Source organism: Solidesulfovibrio sp., from assembly GCF_029978005.1.
GTDB lineage: Bacteria > Desulfobacterota > Desulfovibrionia > Desulfovibrionales > Desulfovibrionaceae > Solidesulfovibrio.
Window position 1 is genome coordinate 1 of record NZ_JARKOZ010000083.1, and the last position, 14,639, is coordinate 14,639.

Consider the following 14,639-nt stretch of genomic DNA (forward strand, 5'->3'; position numbering starts at 1 on the left):
GGCGGGGAGCTGACCGCCCTGGACGGCGCGCCTTTCCTCTACAACAAGCCCGACCTGCGAAACGGTCCCTTTGTCGCGCGTTCGTTCCCCGGCGCGACGATCGACGGCGTCTCCATCCTCGATGTCTAGCTGCGGGAACGCAGTCTTACGCCGCCGGCTCCTCGTGGCTCAGGCAATGCACCGTGCCGAGGCCCCAGACGAGGTCCACGGCGTGCACGCCGACCACTTCGCGCCCGGGGAAGGCCTCGGCCAGGATGCCGAGCGCCAGCCGGTCCCGGGGATCGTTGAAGGTGGGCACGAGCACGACCCGGCCGGCGATGAGGAAATTGGCGTAGCTGGCCGGCAGGCGCTGGCCCCGGAAGAAAAGCGGCCGGGGCATGGGCAGGTCGATGACCGTCACGCTGCCGCCGTCCGCCAGGCGCGCGCCCTGGAGCCGTTCGCGGTTCTCGGCCAGGGGCCGGTGGTTGGCGTCGGCCGGGTCGTCCTCGCGGCACAGCACCGCCGTGTCCGGGGAGACGAACCGGCACAGGTCGTCCACATGCCCGTGGGTGTCGTCGCCGGCGATGCCTTTCCCCAGCCAGAGGACGTTTTTCGTGCCGAGGTGGTCCCGGAAGAAGGCCTCGTAGTCCCCGCGCGAAAAGCCGGGGTTTCGCACCTGTACCTCCGGGTCCAGCAGGCATTCCTCGGTGGTGAGCACGTCCCCCGCGCCGTTGCCGTCCATGGCCCCGCCTTCCAGGACCACGCGGCGGCCCTTGTGCGTGCCCGGCACGACCTCGATGCCGAGCTCCCGGCACACGGCCGGCCCCACGGCGTCGTCCAGGGCGTGGTCCGGGTACTTGGCCCAGCCCGTGAAGGCGCAGTCCACGGCCACGACCCGGCCCCTATCGCGCACGAAAAAAGGCATGAAGTCCCGTGTCCAACCCCGATCCATGGGCTGGCGAAAAAAATCGACCAGCGAGGCGTCCGCGCCGACGTCGCCCAGCACGCGTCGGGCCGCGGCCTCCTGGCGCGCGTCGCGCACGAGCAGCCTCACCCGCTCGCCGGCCAGGGTCAGCGCCCGCAGCATCTCGCCGTACACCCAGGCGATAGGCGCGAACTTGCCCGGCCAGTCCGAGGCGTTGCCCGGCCAGGCCAGCCACACCGCCGCATGCCGGTCCCACTCCGCCGGCCAGAGGAAATCGCGATTCATGGCGTCCTTTTGCGGGGGGGTGGGGAGTCCGGGGGGTGGGGACCCGTTTTTGAAAAATGGGGTCCCCTCCCCCGAGCCCCCTCCCTCCCCAAAAACTTTTCAAGGGGGAGACGTCCTGCCCTGCGGCAGGAGTAGGGCAGGCGGGCGACGAGGGCAAGGGGGAATCAGACTTGCCGGCAGACGTAGAGCACGAGCCCGACCACGGCCAGGGCGATGCCGGCCGCGCCCATGATCCCGGGCCAGGGGGCGGCCAGGAGCAGGGTTTCGCCCAGCAGCGAAAACACCACCTCCAGGGACTGGGTGGCGTCGGTGGCGGCCAGTTCGTAGGCGGTCTTCGCCCGGCTCCTGGCCCGCAGGAACAGCGTGGTGGCGATCACGCCCGAAAAAAGCGCCACCAGGGCCGTGCGCGCCACCTGGCCGGCCGAGGGCGGCGGCGGCTGGGTCGCGGCCACGAGGCAAAGCCAGAAAGGGATCGAGCCGATGGTGAGCAGCAGCGTGGGCGCGCGGCCGGCGTCCAGGGCGGGTTGCGCGATGTGTGGAATGCGCGAGAGCAGGCCCGTCCTGCCGCCGCCACCGTGGCGGGCCTCCCAGACCAGCTGGTTGCCCAGGGGATAGGCGAAGGCGGCCACGAGCACGGCGGCCACGCCCCAAAGGCTCCCCAGGTCGGCCGCCTGCCCGGCCTGCTCCACGTTGACCAGCACGATGCCGGCGAAGATGAGCGCCGTGAACAAAAGCCCCTTGGCCGGCACCTTGCGCCCGAGCAGGGCCAGCACCACGGGTGTGGCCAGGATCGTGGACTGCCAGGTGGTGGCCACCACCCAGCCCGGGGAGAAGACCGAGGCCAGGGTCACCCCGGCGTAGAACACGCCGAAGCCCACGGACCCGGCCAGGGTCCAGAACACGGGATGCTCGGCGAAAAGACGCAGCGTCGCCCCCAGGGCGCGCGGCCCGCCGGACGCCAGGGTCCAGACCGCGAGGATGGGCAGCATGAAGGCGTAGCGCAGCCCGGCCGACCAGACCCACGGCCCGCCTTCCAGGCTCATGGCCCGGTTGAGCACGAAGGTGCTGGAGAAAAAAAGGGCGGCCATGGCCCCCAGAAGCAGCAGACGGGCCACGGACGCCGCTCAGGCCAGCCCGGTCTCGGCGGCCACGCCGGCCATGGCCGCGATGGCCACGGTCAAAAACTCGTCCAGGGGCAGCCCGGCCTTCTCGCACTCCAGGATGTTGGCCCGGCGGACGTTCGCGGCGAAGGCCTTGTCCTTCATCTTCTTCTTGATGCTCTTGGGGGCCATGCCTTCCATGCGGTCCGGCCGCACCAAGGCGGCGGCGCTGATGATGCCCGTGACGGATTCGGCGGCGCGCAGGGCGAAGTCGAAGGCGCTTTGGGGCGCGACGCCGGTGTGCTCGTCGTTGTGGGCGGCGATGGCGCAAAGCGCCTCCTCGGGCAGCGCCCCCTCGGGCAACGCCTCGCGCAGGGCGAGGCCGTGGCGGGCCGGGTCGGCGGCGGTGCGCGGATAGTCCAGGTCGTGGACCAGGCCGGTCAACCCCCACAGCTCGGGGTCGTGTCCCAAGCGCTCGGCCAGGGCCCGCATGACGGCCTCGGTCTGGCGGCCGTGGGCCACCAGGCCGGGGTTGGGGTTCTCGGCCAGGACCAGGGCCAGGGCGGATTGACGATCGATCATGAGGCGTCCTTATTCGGCGGCGGGAGGATTGAGTGCGTCGACGTCGGCCTGGATGTCCCGCAGCACGCGCGCGGCAAAGGCCACGGCCACGCGCTTGGCGTCGTCGAGGTTGGGAATCTTGTCCTTGAGGGAGCGCTTGCCGACCTGGATCTTCCAGCCCGGCGAGCCCATCTTTTCGTTTATGACCGTAACGAGAAGGGCTCGGCCGAGATTGATGTAATGCGTGCTGTCGTCGTGTCGCGTCCATTCGAGAGCCATGTCGCCTCCAGGGGAAACGGGCCGTATGTCGGCAGAATAGCACGATGCGCCGCCGGGGCAAAGAGGCGCGCCGACCGCCGGACGCTATTTGGGAAAACGCAGGGTAAAGACGGCCCCTTCGTCGTCGTTGGCGGCCGTCGCCTCGCCCCCGAGCTGGCGGGACAGGTTGGCCACAAGCTGCATGCCGAGCGTCGGCGTCTCGTCGATCCGGAAATCCTCTGGCAGGCCCGGCCCGTCGTCGCCGACCACGATGGTCACGGTCTGGTCCTGCTCCTCCAGGCGCAGGCGCAGGATGCCCGAGGGCCGTTCCTGGAAGGCGTGCTTGTAGGCGTTGGTCAGCAGCTCGTTGAGCACGAGGCCGGCCGGCACGGCCTTTTCGATGGGCACGTCCACCGGGGCGAGGCGGCAGTCGAAGGCCAGCTCCGGCGTCTTCCGGTCGTGGCCGAACAGGCGCGGCAACAGATCCCGGATGTATTCGTCGAGGCGGATGCGCGAGAGGCTGGTGGAGCGGTAGAGTTCCTCATGGACCAGGGCCATGGAGGCGATGCGGTGCCGGCTTTCGCGAAAGCTCTCCAGGGCCGCCGGGTCGCGGACCTTCTCCTCCTGGAGGTAGAGCAGGCCGGAGATGATCTGCAGATTGTTCTTCACCCGGTGGTGGATTTCCTTGAGCAGGATCTCCTTTTCCGCCAGGGAGTCGCGCAGCTCTTTTTCGGCGCGCACCCTGGCCGTGACGTCCCTGTCCACCCCGCGATACCCCTTGAAGGCGCCGGTCTCGTCGTGCCAGGGCACGGCGCTCGTCAGGACGCAGCATTTCCTGCCGTCGCTGTTCACGCGCCACACGGTCAGGTCGCGAAGGGGCGACCGGGCGGCCTTGGCCTGGGCGAAGGCCGTCCGGAAGGCCTCCTCCTCGCCCGGGGCCAGGAAGTCGAAGGGCGTCCTGCCCAGAAGCGTGGCCGGGTCGTAGCCCAGGGTCCGGCTGACTTTCTGGCTCACATAGACGTAGCGGTCCTCCTCGTCGGTCTCCCAGATCCAGTCGGCCATGCTCATGGCGATGTGGGCCATGCGTTCCTGGCTCTGGCGCAGGGCGGACAGGGCCTGCTCCCGGGCGGCTTCGTGGGCGGCCAAGAGCTGCGCCATGGCGTCGATGGTCCGGGCCACCTTGCCGATGTCGGCTTCGCCGTGGGGCAGGCCCGTGCGGGCGGCAAGGTCGCCCCGGCCGATGCTGTCGGCGGTTTCGGCGATGCGGTCGAGCCGCCTGGCGATGGCCGCGCCGCCGAACAACCAGGCCACGAAAAAGGCCAGCAGGGCGGCGACCGCCAGGAAGAGCAGGTTGCCGACCAGGGCCTGGCGCGCCGGCCCCAGGACGTTGGCTTCGGGCAGCCCCACCACGAAATACATGTAGGGCGATCGGCCCGGGGCGAGGGACAGCTTCTCGAAGGCGTAGAAGCGCCGGCGGCCGTCGGAGCCGGTGAAACGCACCACGCCCTGGTCCTGCGGGCTGGCGGACATGGCCCGCCAGACCTCCTCCCGGATGGGCGCGCCCGTGGGGTTCGTGGGCGACTTGGGGCGGTAGTAGAGGCGCACGCCCCGATGGTCGGTGACGCCGAGGACCGCGCCCTCGGGCATGAGCAGCCGTTCGAAGCCTTCGTCGAGATTCGACAACCTGATGGAGGCGATGAGCAGACCGGCCACGCGTCCCGCGTCGTCCCGGAAGGGCAGGGAGAAGGGGAAGGCGGGATCGTAGCCCGTGCGGCTGAGGATGTACTCGCCGGCGCTGAAGCCTTCCGTGGCCATGGCCTCGACGAAGTGCTTGCGGTCGGCCAGGTTCACCTGGCCCGCGGGAAGGCCGGAGGCGACGACGTCTCCGTGGCCGTCCACGGCCACGATGTTGATGTAAATGGGATTGTCGTGCAGCAGGGAGGCGAACAGCGCATCGCAGGCGGCCACGTCCATGCGCCTGACCTCGGGCATGGCGGCCAGGGTGGTCAGGAGCAGGCGCGTGCTTTCGGTGACGCGGATCTGGACCTGGGCCATGGCGGCGGCGGCGCGGTGGGCCTCCATGGTGGCCTCGGCCACGAGGTGGTCGCGGCGGGCGATACCGTCGTAGACCTGCAGGGCCAGGGCCGGCAGCACCGCCAGGAGCGTCATCAGCACGAGCCCCGCCCGAATGGAGAGCGTGAGGGGAAAGCGTTTCACATGCTTCTCCCGCCTGGGCCGCGCCCGGGCCGCCTCAGCGTCGGCGCGCCAGACCGAGCAGCCGGCTGACGAGGTCGACGCCTTCGGCCAGGCGCGTCCATTGGCGGGCCGCGCCGGCCCGGAAAAGTCCCCATTCGAGACCGAGCAACCGGCGATGCAGCGCGCTTCGCGCGAGCAGGCGCTTTTTTTCGTTCTCCAGGGCCCGCAGCCGGCGGTCTAGAAACATTCCCTGTCCTTTTGGAATTCCTGGAGGCTTTCCGTGAAAAGCCGCGGCGCATGGGCCAGGCGAGCCCGCACGCGGGCCAGGAACAACGCGCCCGCGCCGAGGGTCAGGGCCGCTCCCGCGGCCGCGGTCAGGGCCCGGTAGGGCGGCGGCACGAAAAGCACGGCGGCCAGCAGCGCCAAGCCCACGCCCACGGCCAGCAGCCCGCAACCGAGGCAGGCCAGGATCACGACCTGCGCCAGGCGCACGGCCGCTTCCCTGGCCTCGATGCCGGCCAGCTCCAGGCGCGCCGCCGCGAGGTCGGCCAGCACGGCGGCGATGGTCCCGCCGGCATCAAGCAGGTCGGCCAGGGGACCGGACTTGGCGGGCATGCTATCGCCTGCTCATGAACCAGCCAAGGAGCAGCCCGCCGAGGAAGGCGCCGCCGATGACGTGGTAGGGCTTGTCGCGCACCATGCGGTCGGCCGCTGCCGCGGCGTCGTCGAGGGTGGTGTCGAGGATGCCGCCCAGTTCGTCGTACTTGCCTCTGGCCGCGGCCAAGCGGTCCTCGAGCTGGGCCCGGGCCTTCTTGATCCGGTCGTCGGCCTCGCCGGCCGTGGCGTCGAGCAGCGCCCCGGCGTGGCGCACGATCTCGCGCAGCTCCTTGGCCGCCTCTTCGGAATACGTCCGTCTGGCCATCATGCTGCCTCCGGGATGAGGTTTTCGGTTGTCTTTGTCAGAGTTAACCATTTGCGGCTTCCCTGTCCATGGGGCCCGCGGGTGGGGCGGGGGACGCCTCGCCCGGCAGGATCGCCGGCAGGGTCAGGGTGAAGACGCTGCCTTGCCCGGGCGTGCTGGAAAGCCGCATCCGGCCGCCCATGCCGGCGGCCAGCAGGGCGCACAGGGTGAGCCCCAGGCCGGTGCCGCGAAAGGGCCGGGTGGTCGAGCCGTCGCCCTGGGCGAAGGGCTCGAAGATCCGGGCGTGTTTTTCCGGGGGGATGCCGATGCCGGTGTCGGTCACGGCAAAGACCAGCCGGCCGGCCTCGGCCGGGTCGCGCCCCGGGCCCACCGCCAGGCGCACCTCGCCTGCTCCGGTGAACTTCACGGCGTTGTCGAGAAGGTTGTCGAGGATCTGGCGCACCCGGGCCGGGTCGCCCACGGCGGTCGCCGGCGCGTCCGGAGCCGGGGAGAAGACCAGGGCCAGGCCTTTGGCGGCGGCCCGCTCGGCCTGGCCGGCCAGGGCCTGGCGGGCCAGCTCGCGGGGGTCGAAGGCCTCGCGGGAGAGCTTGAGCCGGCCGGATTGGATGCGGGAGACGTCGAGGATGTCGTTAAGGAGGGCCATGAGCCCCTCGCCGGCCTGCTCCAGGGCGGTGAGGAACTCCTCCTGGCGGGGGGAAAGCCCGGAGTCGCGCAGGAGGTCCACCATGCCGAGGATGGTGTTCATGGGCGTGCGGACCTCGTGGCTCATGAGCGACAGGAAACGCAGCTGGGTCTGGCTGGCCGCCTCGGCCGCCTCCTTGGCCAGGACCAGGGCCTGCTCGATGGCCTTTCGGGCGGTGATGTCCACCGCCACGGACAGCAGGCAGGTCTGGCCGAAGGCCTCCAGGGGGATGCCGGAATACAGGACCGTGCCGCGACGCCCTTGCTTGAAGCGGTAGTCGAGTTCGAGGTTCTGGATCAGGCCCTCCCTGTCCACGGTGTCGAAGATGCGTACGCGGTCGTCGGGGGCGATGGAGAAGCCGAGTTCCTCCGGCGTGCGGCCGATGATCTCGTGGCGGGAGAGGTCGATCCCGGCGAGGAAGGCTTCGTTGACCTCGAGGTAGCGGTTCTCCGGCAGGCTGGCGATGGCGATGGCGGCCGGGGTGAGGCGCAGGATCTTGGCCAGGCGGTCCCGGCTTTCGGCCAGCATCTGGCGGCTGGCCAGCTGGCGCGTGACGTCGCGGGCGTAGACGGCCAGCCGCCGGCCGCCGTCCGGTCCGGGCGGCAGGGGGGAAAGGATGTTGTCCAGGGCGCGGCCTTCGCGCACGTCGCTGAAGGCGACGGGGCGCCCCGTGTCCAAGGCCTGGCGGTAGCGCTCGCGCCGGGCTTCCACGATGGCCGGATCGGTCAGGGCGAGGATGTCGCGGCCGATGAAGTCGTCGAAGGCGCAGCCGAAGCGGGCGGCGGCGGTGCGGTTGGCCGAGACGACGCGGAAATCCTCGTCGAGGACCAGGATGGCGTCGCTCGTGGCTTCGAACACGGCTTCGAGCAGGTCGCGCTTGGCGGCGAGTTCGCGCTGGGCCTCCAGGCGGCGACGCGTCTCGGCCGCCACGCGCCGGGAACGCCGCCAAAGCACGGCCAGGGCCGCCGCCAGGGGCAGGCCGACGAGAAGGCCGGGAAGCGGGTGGCCGACGAATTCCTGCCAGCACTGGCCGGACAGGGAGGCCCTGTCGGCCGCGCCCGCAACGACCGGGACGAGAAGGGCGGCCAGGGTCAGGGCGAAGAAAAGGCCGACGGCCCGCGCGCCTTGGCGAGAGGCGGCGGGCGGCCGGCGCGGCGCGGCGGCTACATGAAGGCGTAGGATCCGTGGCCGTGGTTCTGGCGGCGCACCCGTTCGATCACCGCCGTACGGTCGTCGGAGACGTCTCCGCCGGGGCTGGTGGCGCACACGAGCTCGGCCGGGCTGAACCGGTAGCCCTCGGTGATGACGAAGCGGCGGCGCTCCCATTTGTTGCGGCACTCTCCAAGGGCCCAGCGGAAAGCCTGATCCTCGCGGAGCCGGTTGACGAATTCCATGGCGCTTTGCAGAGACATGACGCTTCCTCCCAAGAAGTACTTCTTGTGAAAGCAAAAATCATGCCATGCGCAACAAGACGTGGCCGAGACTAGAAACACAGGAAATACGGCGTATTGCCAAGACATGGCCGGCCGGATGTCCGGCCGACGCGGGCCGGGCCGTTTGACTCGGTCAAACCGGCCGGGGGCCGCGTGCGAAACCGTGAAACGCCGCCCGGATCACTGGGGGTAGTTCGTGTTGCAGTACTTGACGCACCAGTTGTAGGCCGTCAGCACGGTGGAGCCGCAGCCGATGAACTCGCTTGGCACGTACTGACGGTTGTACACGTTCTCGCAGCCCCGGGCGCAGTCGGCCCTGGAGGCGTGCTCGACCGAGAGCACGTCCGAATCGTATTCGTTGCACAGCTCGATGGTGTCGCAGGAGACCTTGCGGCCGATATTGGTATAGCAGAATCCCCGGAATTCCGAATCCGTGAGGGGCCTGCTCGCGGCGCAGCCGGCAAGGCCGGCGAGCAGGACGACAAGGATCAGCAACGACAGCGGCTTCATGAATGGTCCCTCCCAGGCGCGGCCGGGCGGCGGCGCGTTGGGCGCGGCCCGGTCTTTTCATACCGTCACGATATACCGCCTTGGCGCGCCTTGGAAGTCCCCTGCCGGTTTTTCCGGCCGCCGGCCGGCGGGAACGGGTCGGTACAAGGGCTTGTACCATGCTCCGGCCCCTTGGCTCGTCCGGTACAGGATCCTGTACCGGAAATCCGGCCCCGAGCCCGATAAAGGAGCAAGTTTTATTCTTATATCATATTGAAAACAAATGATAAAATAAGAGTTTTCCTTGACCTGCCCCGTTTGGCCCGCTCCTTGCTATAGAAGAAACATCCTTCCTCCAAGAACTCAAATTTAGGAAAAGGACTCCAGGGATGGCGACCCAGGAGTCCTTTTCCGCTTTTGGGCGTTCCCGTTTTTCGGCCCGGGCGGCGCGGGGCCTGACCTGGCGGGCCTTGGGCCGAGGCCCGGCGACAGCTTCGTCCCAAGGCCGGCCCGAGGCCCGGCGCCCGGTCCGGCGCGGCGGGCGGCGCAATGGCCGGGCCCAGTCGCGGGCCGGAAACGGCCGCCCACGGCCGTATTACGCGCCATCCGCGCGCGCTTCCCCGCTCCCCAAAGCGACGCGCCCGCAAGGAGGCTTTCTCCCTGCGGGCGCGTACAAAACCTTTGACCGGCGACGTCGCGGCGCTAGCGGCCGGCCGCCTTGGCCCAGGAGTCCTTGAGGGCCACCGAGCGGTTGAACACCTGTTTTTCCGCCGTGGAATCCTTGTCCACGCAGAAGTAGCCCAGGCGCTCGAACTGGACGTTCTCGCCCACGGGCAGCGCCGCCAGGCTCGGCTCCACGCGCGCCTCGGCGACGACCTCCAGGGAGGCCGGGTTGAGGCAGGCCAGGAAGTCGCCCTTGCCCTCGGACGGATTCTCCTTGGTGAAGAGGCGGTCGTACAGGCGCACCTCGGCCGGCACGGCGTGGGCCGCCGACACCCAGTGCAGCGTGCCCTTGACCTTGCGGCCGTCGCTCGACCAGCCGCCCTTGGTGGCCGGGTCGTGGACGCAGCGCAGCTCGACCACCTCGCCCGTGGCCGGGTCCTTCACCACCTCGGTGCAGGTCACGTAGTAGGCGTAGCGCAGCCGCACCTCGGCCCCGGGGGCCAGGCGGAACCACTTCTTGGCCGGCGTCTCCATGAAGTCGTCGCGCTCGACGTATATCTCGCGCGAGAACGGCACCTTGCGCGAGCCCAGGCTCGGGTCCTCGGGATGGTAGGGGAAGTCGATCTCCTCCACCTGGCCCTCGGGGTAGTTCTCAATGATGACCTTAAGCGGCCGCAGCACGCCCATGACCCGCTTGGCCCGGCGGTTGAGGTCCTCGCGCAGGCAGTGTTCGAGCAGGGCCACGTCCACCATGTTCTCGGCCTTGGAGATGCCGATGCGCTCGCAGAAGTCGCGGATGGCCTCCGGGGTGTAGCCCCGGCGGCGGATGCCGCTGATGGTGGGCAGGCGCGGGTCGTCCCAACCGGACACGACCTTTTCCGTGACGAGCTGGATGAGCTTGCGCTTGCTCAGGACCGTGTAGGAGAGGTTCAGGCGGGCGAACTCGATCTGCTGCGGGTGGCAGGGCACGGGCAGGTTGTCGAGGACCCAGTCGTAGAGCGGCCGGTTGTTCTCGAACTCCAGGGAGCAGATGGAATGGGTGATGCCCTCCAGGGCGTCGGAGATGCAGTGGGTGTAGTCGTACATGGGGTAGATGCACCAGGCGTCGCCCGTACGGTGGTGCTCCACGTGCTTGATGCGGTAGAGCACCGGGTCGCGCAGGACCACGTTGGGGCTTTGCATGTCGATCTTCGCCCGCAGCACCTTGGCCCCGTCCGGGAACTCGCCGGCGCGCATGCGGCGGAAAAGGTCCAGGTTCTCGGCCACGGGCCTATCCCGCCAGGGGCTGTCCTTGCCGGGCTCGGTCAGCGTGCCGCGATGGGCCCGGATCTCCTCCTGGGTCAGGTCGTCCACGTAGGCCAGGCCCTTTTCGATGAGGGTCTCGGCGAAGGCGTAGAGCCTCTCGAAATAGTCCGAGGCGTAATAGAGCCGGTCGTCCCAGGAAAAGCCCAGCCAGCGCACGTCCTCCTGGATGGAGTCGACGTATTCCACCTCTTCCTTGGCCGGATTGGTGTCGTCGAAGCGCAGGTTGCACTGGCCGCCGAAATCGCGGGCCAGGCCGAAATTGAGGCAGATGGACTTGGCGTGGCCGATGTGCAGGTAGCCGTTGGGCTCGGGCGGGAAGCGGGTGTGGACGCGGCCGGCCCATTTGCCGGTCCGTATGTCCTCGTCGATGATCTGGCGGATGAAGTCGCGGCCCGGGGTCGGGCCGGATTTGTCCTTTTCGTCCGCTTCGGGTGCGGTCATGGCTGGACCTCGTGGGTGGAAAAGTGGCGGCGGCCAAAGGGCCGCGAGAAACCGAAAAAATAGGCCAAATCCGCCGAAGGGTCAAATGAGGCGGGGGGCGAAACAAAGGCCGGCCGGCGCGCGCGGCGACCGACCGGCCCTCGGGAGCGTGTCGCGGATCAGTAGATGTTGTTGGTGTTGACCCAGCCGTAGAGGTTGAGGCTCGGCACGTGCGCCAGGGCCCAGCCCTCGCGGTCGTCGACGAGAATGTCGATCTGGGCGCCCATGGGCATCTCGGCCAGCTTGCCGCAGTAGATGCCCTCGCAGTTGCGAAGCGGCAGGCCGGTGAAGCCGGCCTTGGCCGTGCGCTGGGGAGTCAAGGTCCAGGTCTCGGCCAGGATGGCCTTTTGCTGCGAACTCTTGACCGCGGCCTCGGGCGTCTGGGCCTGGGCAACGGTGGCGAAGGCAAGGAACAGAACAGAGAAGAAAGCGAAGGCAAGCATCGGAATGATGCGTCGGGTTTTCATACGGCCTCCTTTCTGTTTCGCCGCGCCGAATCGAACGCGGCAGAGAGCCTGCTCCCGAGGGAGCAGATTCCCGATCGTTTCTACTATATTCCCTGGTTTTCATCCGTCAACGGCGTTCTCCCGCTTTTCCGGCCCGCGGCGTTTCCGGTCAGGGACGGGGAGGCCAACTCGCCGCCATTGCTGACAAAAACGTAACATTGTTGCGAAATTTTGTTATTTACTCATTTATTACAATAGGTTGACAATCTTGCGCGCATGCTGCAAAAACACCGGACATCTTTCCCTGAGGCGACAGTACGTATGGTCATGCATTCCCAGGCGACCTTTTCCGAAGTTCCGGACGACGCCTTCCGTCGCGTGTTTCTCCACTCCCCCAACGCCGCCGTGCTGCGCGACGCCGACGGACGCGTGCTGGCCGTCAACGCCGCCTTCGAGGCGCTTTTCGGCGTGGAGGCCTCGGAGGTGCTGGGCGCGGACCTGCGCGAGGTGGTGCGGCCCGAGGAGAGCCGCGTGGGCGAGGACGGCGAGGTCTGGAGCCTTTCGGGAGCGGCCTTTTTGCGTCAGACCCGCTGGAGCGCCGCCGAGGGCGAGGCCGTGGACGTGAGCGTCTCCCAGTTCGTGGTGGGGGCCTGGGCCGGCCGTCCCGTCACCTGCATGCTCTTTCGCGACATTTCCGGCCGCCGCCGCGCCGAACAGCAGCTGCGCGCCGCCGAGCGCAAGTACCGCTCCATTTTCGAGAACGCCGTGGAGGGCATCTTCCAGACCACGCCCGAGGGCCGCTACCTGGAGGTCAACGGCACCCTGGCCCGCATCTACGGCTTCGACTCCGTGCCCGAGATGACCGAGCACTTCCGCGACATCAAAAACCAGCTCTACGTCGATCCCGCCCGCCGCGACGACTTCGTGCGGGAGCTGGCCGCGAACGACCAGGTGCGCGACTTCGAGTCCGAGATCCGCAAGAAGGACGGCACGGTCATCTGGATCTCGGAAAACGCCCGGGTGGTGCGTGACGCCGCCGGCCGGCCCCTCTACTACGAAGGCACGGTGGTGGACGTCACCGACCGCAGGCGGGCCGAGGAGGCCCTGGCCGCCCAGCGCGCCTACTTCACCCAGCTTTTCGCCAATTCGCCCCAGGCCATTTCGCTCATCGACATGCACCGCAACATCGTGGACGCCAACGCCGCCTTCGAGAGCCTGTTCGGCTTTCGGGCGGCGGACATCAAGGGTTTCGGCATGCGCGCCTTCATCGTGCCCGACCACCTGCTCACGGAATGCGAGAACGTGCGCGGGGCCATCCTTTCGGGCAAGTCCGTGGTGCGCGAGACCGTGCGCCGCCACAAGGACGGCCGCCTCATCCCCGTGTCCATGATCGGCTTCCCCATCGTCATCAAGGGGGAGATCCAGGGCATCGTCTACATCTATCAGGACATTTCCGAGCGCAAGGCCTTCGAGGAGCAGATCACCCACCAGGCCTTCCACGACGCCCTGACCGGCCTGCCCAACCGCAGCCTCTTCGCCGACCGCCTGGAACGGGCGCTGACGCGCGCCGCCAGGCGCAGCGACTACCAGTACGCCGTGCTCATGATCGACCTCAACAAGTTCAAGGGCATAAACGACACCCTGGGCCACCAGGCCGGGGACGCGCTGCTGGTGGAAGTGGCGGGCCGGCTCGTGCGCTGCGTGCGGGGCATGGACACCGTGGCCAGGCTCGGCGGGGACGAATTCGCCATTATCCTCGAGGAGCTCAAGTCCAAAAAAGAGGTCATGGCCGTGGTGGAGCGCATCGGCGCGGTCCTGGCCCAGCCGTTTCCCCTGTGCGGCTCCACCGTCACGCCCGGGGCGAGCGTGGGCATCGTGCTGCGCACCCGCGACTACGCCTCGGCCGAGGACATCCTGCGCGACGCGGACATCGCCATGTACCGGGCCAAGGAGCAGGGCCGGCCGTCCATGGTCTTCGACCGCAAGATGCACCAGGAGATCCTCGAGGCCGTGAGCCTCGAGGCCGACCTGCGCCAGGCCCTGGAGGCCGGGGAGCTTTTGCTCCACTACCAGCCCATCGTGGACGTGCAAAACGGCCGCATCGAGGGCTTCGAGGCCCTGGTGCGCTGGGACCACCCGACCCGTGGCCTGGTGCCGCCGGGACAGTTCATTCCCCTGGCCGAGGAGACCGGGCTCATCCTGCCTCTCGGGCGTTTCGTCATCGCCGAGGCCTGCCGGCAACTGCGCCAGTGGCAGGCGGAAATGCCCGGGACGCAGGCGCTCTCGGTCAGCGTCAACGTGTCCTGCCGCCAGTTCGTCAAGGACGGCCTTGTGGATCACGTGGCCCAGGTGCTCTCCGAAACCGGGGTGTCGCCGGAGTGCCTCAAGCTCGAGATCACCGAATCCGTGCTGATGCACGACGCCCGCCACACGGCCAAGGAGCTTTCGCGGCTCAAGGCCCTGGGAGTCAAGATCGCCATCGACGACTTCGGCACGGGCTATTCCTCCCTGTCCTACCTGCGCCAGTTGCCCATCGACCACCTGAAGATCGACCGCTCGTTCATCAGCGGCGCGGACTGCGACGGCGAGAGCCAGGAGATCGTCAAGTCCATCATCTCCCTGGCCAGGAGCCTGGGGCTCACGGTCATCGCCGAGGGCGTGGAGCGCGAGGAGCAGCTCGACCGCCTGCGCCGGGCCGCCTGCGACAAGGCGCAAGGGTTCATGTTCTCGCGCCCTCTGGACAAGGAGGCCGCCGGCCGTCTCCTGGGCGGCTCCGGCGGCTGCGCCTGCCCCGGGGCGGGGGCGACGCCTTTCTAGCGCCGCGTCCGCGCAAGGCGCGCACGGGACGACATGTGTTGTCGTCAATGTTGTTCTGAAAAACGCGGTCGTGCTTCTCCGGGGAGGCGACACGGGCC

At 68.6% G+C, this 14,639-nt stretch carries 15 protein-coding genes; 2 read left to right on the top strand and 13 right to left on the bottom strand.

The features are described from left to right. Positions 1 to 145 precede the first annotated feature (145 nt). The 9 genes from Q1K70_RS09685 to Q1K70_RS09725 form a co-directional block, all read right to left on the bottom strand. Positions 146 to 1,189, bottom strand: coding sequence for an agmatine/peptidylarginine deiminase (locus Q1K70_RS09685; protein ID WP_300158383.1), 1,044 nt, complete (start codon positions 1,187 to 1,189; stop codon positions 146 to 148). 164 nt (positions 1,190 to 1,353) lie between these two features. Then, entirely contained in the window at positions 1,354 to 2,304 is a 951-nt protein-coding gene (locus Q1K70_RS09690) for a multidrug resistance efflux transporter family protein (RefSeq protein WP_300158386.1), read from the bottom strand. A gap of 9 nt (positions 2,305 to 2,313) precedes the next feature. After that, entirely contained in the window at positions 2,314 to 2,871 is a 558-nt protein-coding gene (locus Q1K70_RS09695; protein WP_300158389.1) for an HD domain-containing protein, read from the bottom strand. A 9-nt stretch (positions 2,872 to 2,880) separates the two neighbouring features. After that, positions 2,881 to 3,129: a hypothetical protein gene (locus Q1K70_RS09700; RefSeq protein WP_300158392.1), complete on the bottom strand. Its 249-nt coding sequence runs from the start codon at positions 3,127 to 3,129 to the stop codon at positions 2,881 to 2,883. An 84-nt stretch (positions 3,130 to 3,213) separates the two neighbouring features. Beyond that, positions 3,214 to 5,325 (bottom strand): histidine kinase dimerization/phosphoacceptor domain -containing protein, encoded by a 2,112-nt coding sequence (locus tag Q1K70_RS09705; RefSeq protein WP_300158394.1) that lies wholly within the window; start codon positions 5,323 to 5,325, stop codon positions 3,214 to 3,216. A 34-nt stretch (positions 5,326 to 5,359) separates the two neighbouring features. Then, positions 5,360 to 5,551: a hypothetical protein gene (locus tag Q1K70_RS09710; protein WP_300158397.1), complete on the bottom strand. Its 192-nt coding sequence runs from the start codon at positions 5,549 to 5,551 to the stop codon at positions 5,360 to 5,362. Next, positions 5,542 to 5,919 carry a phage holin family protein gene (locus tag Q1K70_RS09715; protein ID WP_300158400.1) on the bottom strand — a complete coding sequence of 126 codons (378 nt, stop codon included), beginning with the start codon at positions 5,917 to 5,919 and terminating at the stop codon, positions 5,542 to 5,544. Before Q1K70_RS09715 ends, Q1K70_RS09710 begins: the two co-directional genes overlap by 10 nt. A gap of 1 nt (position 5,920) precedes the next feature. Next, the gene (locus Q1K70_RS09720; RefSeq protein WP_300158403.1) at positions 5,921 to 6,229 is read right to left on the bottom strand and encodes a DUF883 family protein; all 309 of its coding nucleotides are present in this window, start codon (positions 6,227 to 6,229) and stop codon (positions 5,921 to 5,923) included. 40 nt (positions 6,230 to 6,269) lie between these two features. Next, a complete protein-coding gene (locus Q1K70_RS09725) occupies positions 6,270 to 7,862 on the bottom strand; it encodes an ATP-binding protein (RefSeq protein ID WP_300158406.1) in 1,593 nt (530 codons plus the stop codon). A gap of 48 nt (positions 7,863 to 7,910) precedes the next feature. Between Q1K70_RS09725 and Q1K70_RS09730 the strand changes: the two genes are divergently transcribed. Beyond that, a complete protein-coding gene (locus Q1K70_RS09730; RefSeq protein ID WP_300158409.1) occupies positions 7,911 to 8,087 on the top strand; it encodes a hypothetical protein in 177 nt (58 codons plus the stop codon). Here the strand turns inward: Q1K70_RS09730 and Q1K70_RS09735 are convergent. From Q1K70_RS09735 to Q1K70_RS09750, 4 genes are all read right to left on the bottom strand, one after another. After that, a complete protein-coding gene (locus tag Q1K70_RS09735) occupies positions 8,072 to 8,320 on the bottom strand; it encodes a Nif11-like leader peptide family natural product precursor (RefSeq protein ID WP_300158412.1) in 249 nt (82 codons plus the stop codon). The genes Q1K70_RS09730 and Q1K70_RS09735 overlap by 16 nt on opposite strands. A 201-nt stretch (positions 8,321 to 8,521) precedes the next feature. After that, positions 8,522 to 8,851, bottom strand: a complete 330-nt coding sequence (locus Q1K70_RS09740; protein WP_300158414.1) for a hypothetical protein — start codon at positions 8,849 to 8,851, stop codon at positions 8,522 to 8,524. Positions 8,852 to 9,532: 681 nt separating this feature from the next. Next, complete coding sequence (locus tag Q1K70_RS09745; protein WP_300158417.1) at positions 9,533 to 11,239, bottom strand: glutamine--tRNA ligase/YqeY domain fusion protein; 1,707 nt, start codon at positions 11,237 to 11,239, stop codon at positions 9,533 to 9,535. 158 nt (positions 11,240 to 11,397) lie between these two features. Beyond that, the gene (locus tag Q1K70_RS09750; protein ID WP_300158420.1) at positions 11,398 to 11,745 is read right to left on the bottom strand and encodes an SH3 domain-containing protein; all 348 of its coding nucleotides are present in this window, start codon (positions 11,743 to 11,745) and stop codon (positions 11,398 to 11,400) included. A gap of 300 nt (positions 11,746 to 12,045) precedes the next feature. On the opposite strand from Q1K70_RS09750, the gene Q1K70_RS09755 reads away from it, so the two are divergent. After that, positions 12,046 to 14,541: an EAL domain-containing protein gene (locus tag Q1K70_RS09755; protein ID WP_300158423.1), complete on the top strand. Its 2,496-nt coding sequence runs from the start codon at positions 12,046 to 12,048 to the stop codon at positions 14,539 to 14,541. Positions 14,542 to 14,639: the final 98 nt, after the last annotated feature.

Excerpts from the sequence above, each read along its gene's own strand:
- Q1K70_RS09685 (WP_300158383.1), bottom strand. The coding sequence starts at position 1,189 with ATGAATCGCGATTTCCTCTGGCCGGCGGAGTGGGACCGGCATGCGGCG.
- Q1K70_RS09695 (WP_300158389.1), bottom strand. The coding sequence starts at position 2,871 with ATGATCGATCGTCAATCCGCCCTGGCCCTGGTCCTGGCCGAGAACCCC.
- Q1K70_RS09700 (WP_300158392.1), bottom strand. The coding sequence starts at position 3,129 with ATGGCTCTCGAATGGACGCGACACGACGACAGCACGCATTACATCAAT.
- Q1K70_RS09710 (WP_300158397.1), bottom strand. The coding sequence starts at position 5,551 with ATGTTTCTAGACCGCCGGCTGCGGGCCCTGGAGAACGAAAAAAAGCGC.
- Q1K70_RS09715 (WP_300158400.1), bottom strand. The coding sequence starts at position 5,919 with ATGCCCGCCAAGTCCGGTCCCCTGGCCGACCTGCTTGATGCCGGCGGG.
- Q1K70_RS09720 (WP_300158403.1), bottom strand. The coding sequence starts at position 6,229 with ATGATGGCCAGACGGACGTATTCCGAAGAGGCGGCCAAGGAGCTGCGC.
- Q1K70_RS09735 (WP_300158412.1), bottom strand. The coding sequence starts at position 8,320 with ATGTCTCTGCAAAGCGCCATGGAATTCGTCAACCGGCTCCGCGAGGAT.
- Q1K70_RS09740 (WP_300158414.1), bottom strand. The coding sequence starts at position 8,851 with ATGAAGCCGCTGTCGTTGCTGATCCTTGTCGTCCTGCTCGCCGGCCTT.
- Q1K70_RS09745 (WP_300158417.1), bottom strand. The coding sequence starts at position 11,239 with ATGACCGCACCCGAAGCGGACGAAAAGGACAAATCCGGCCCGACCCCG.
- Q1K70_RS09750 (WP_300158420.1), bottom strand. The coding sequence starts at position 11,745 with ATGAAAACCCGACGCATCATTCCGATGCTTGCCTTCGCTTTCTTCTCT.
- Q1K70_RS09755 (WP_300158423.1), top strand. The coding sequence starts at position 12,046 with ATGGTCATGCATTCCCAGGCGACCTTTTCCGAAGTTCCGGACGACGCC.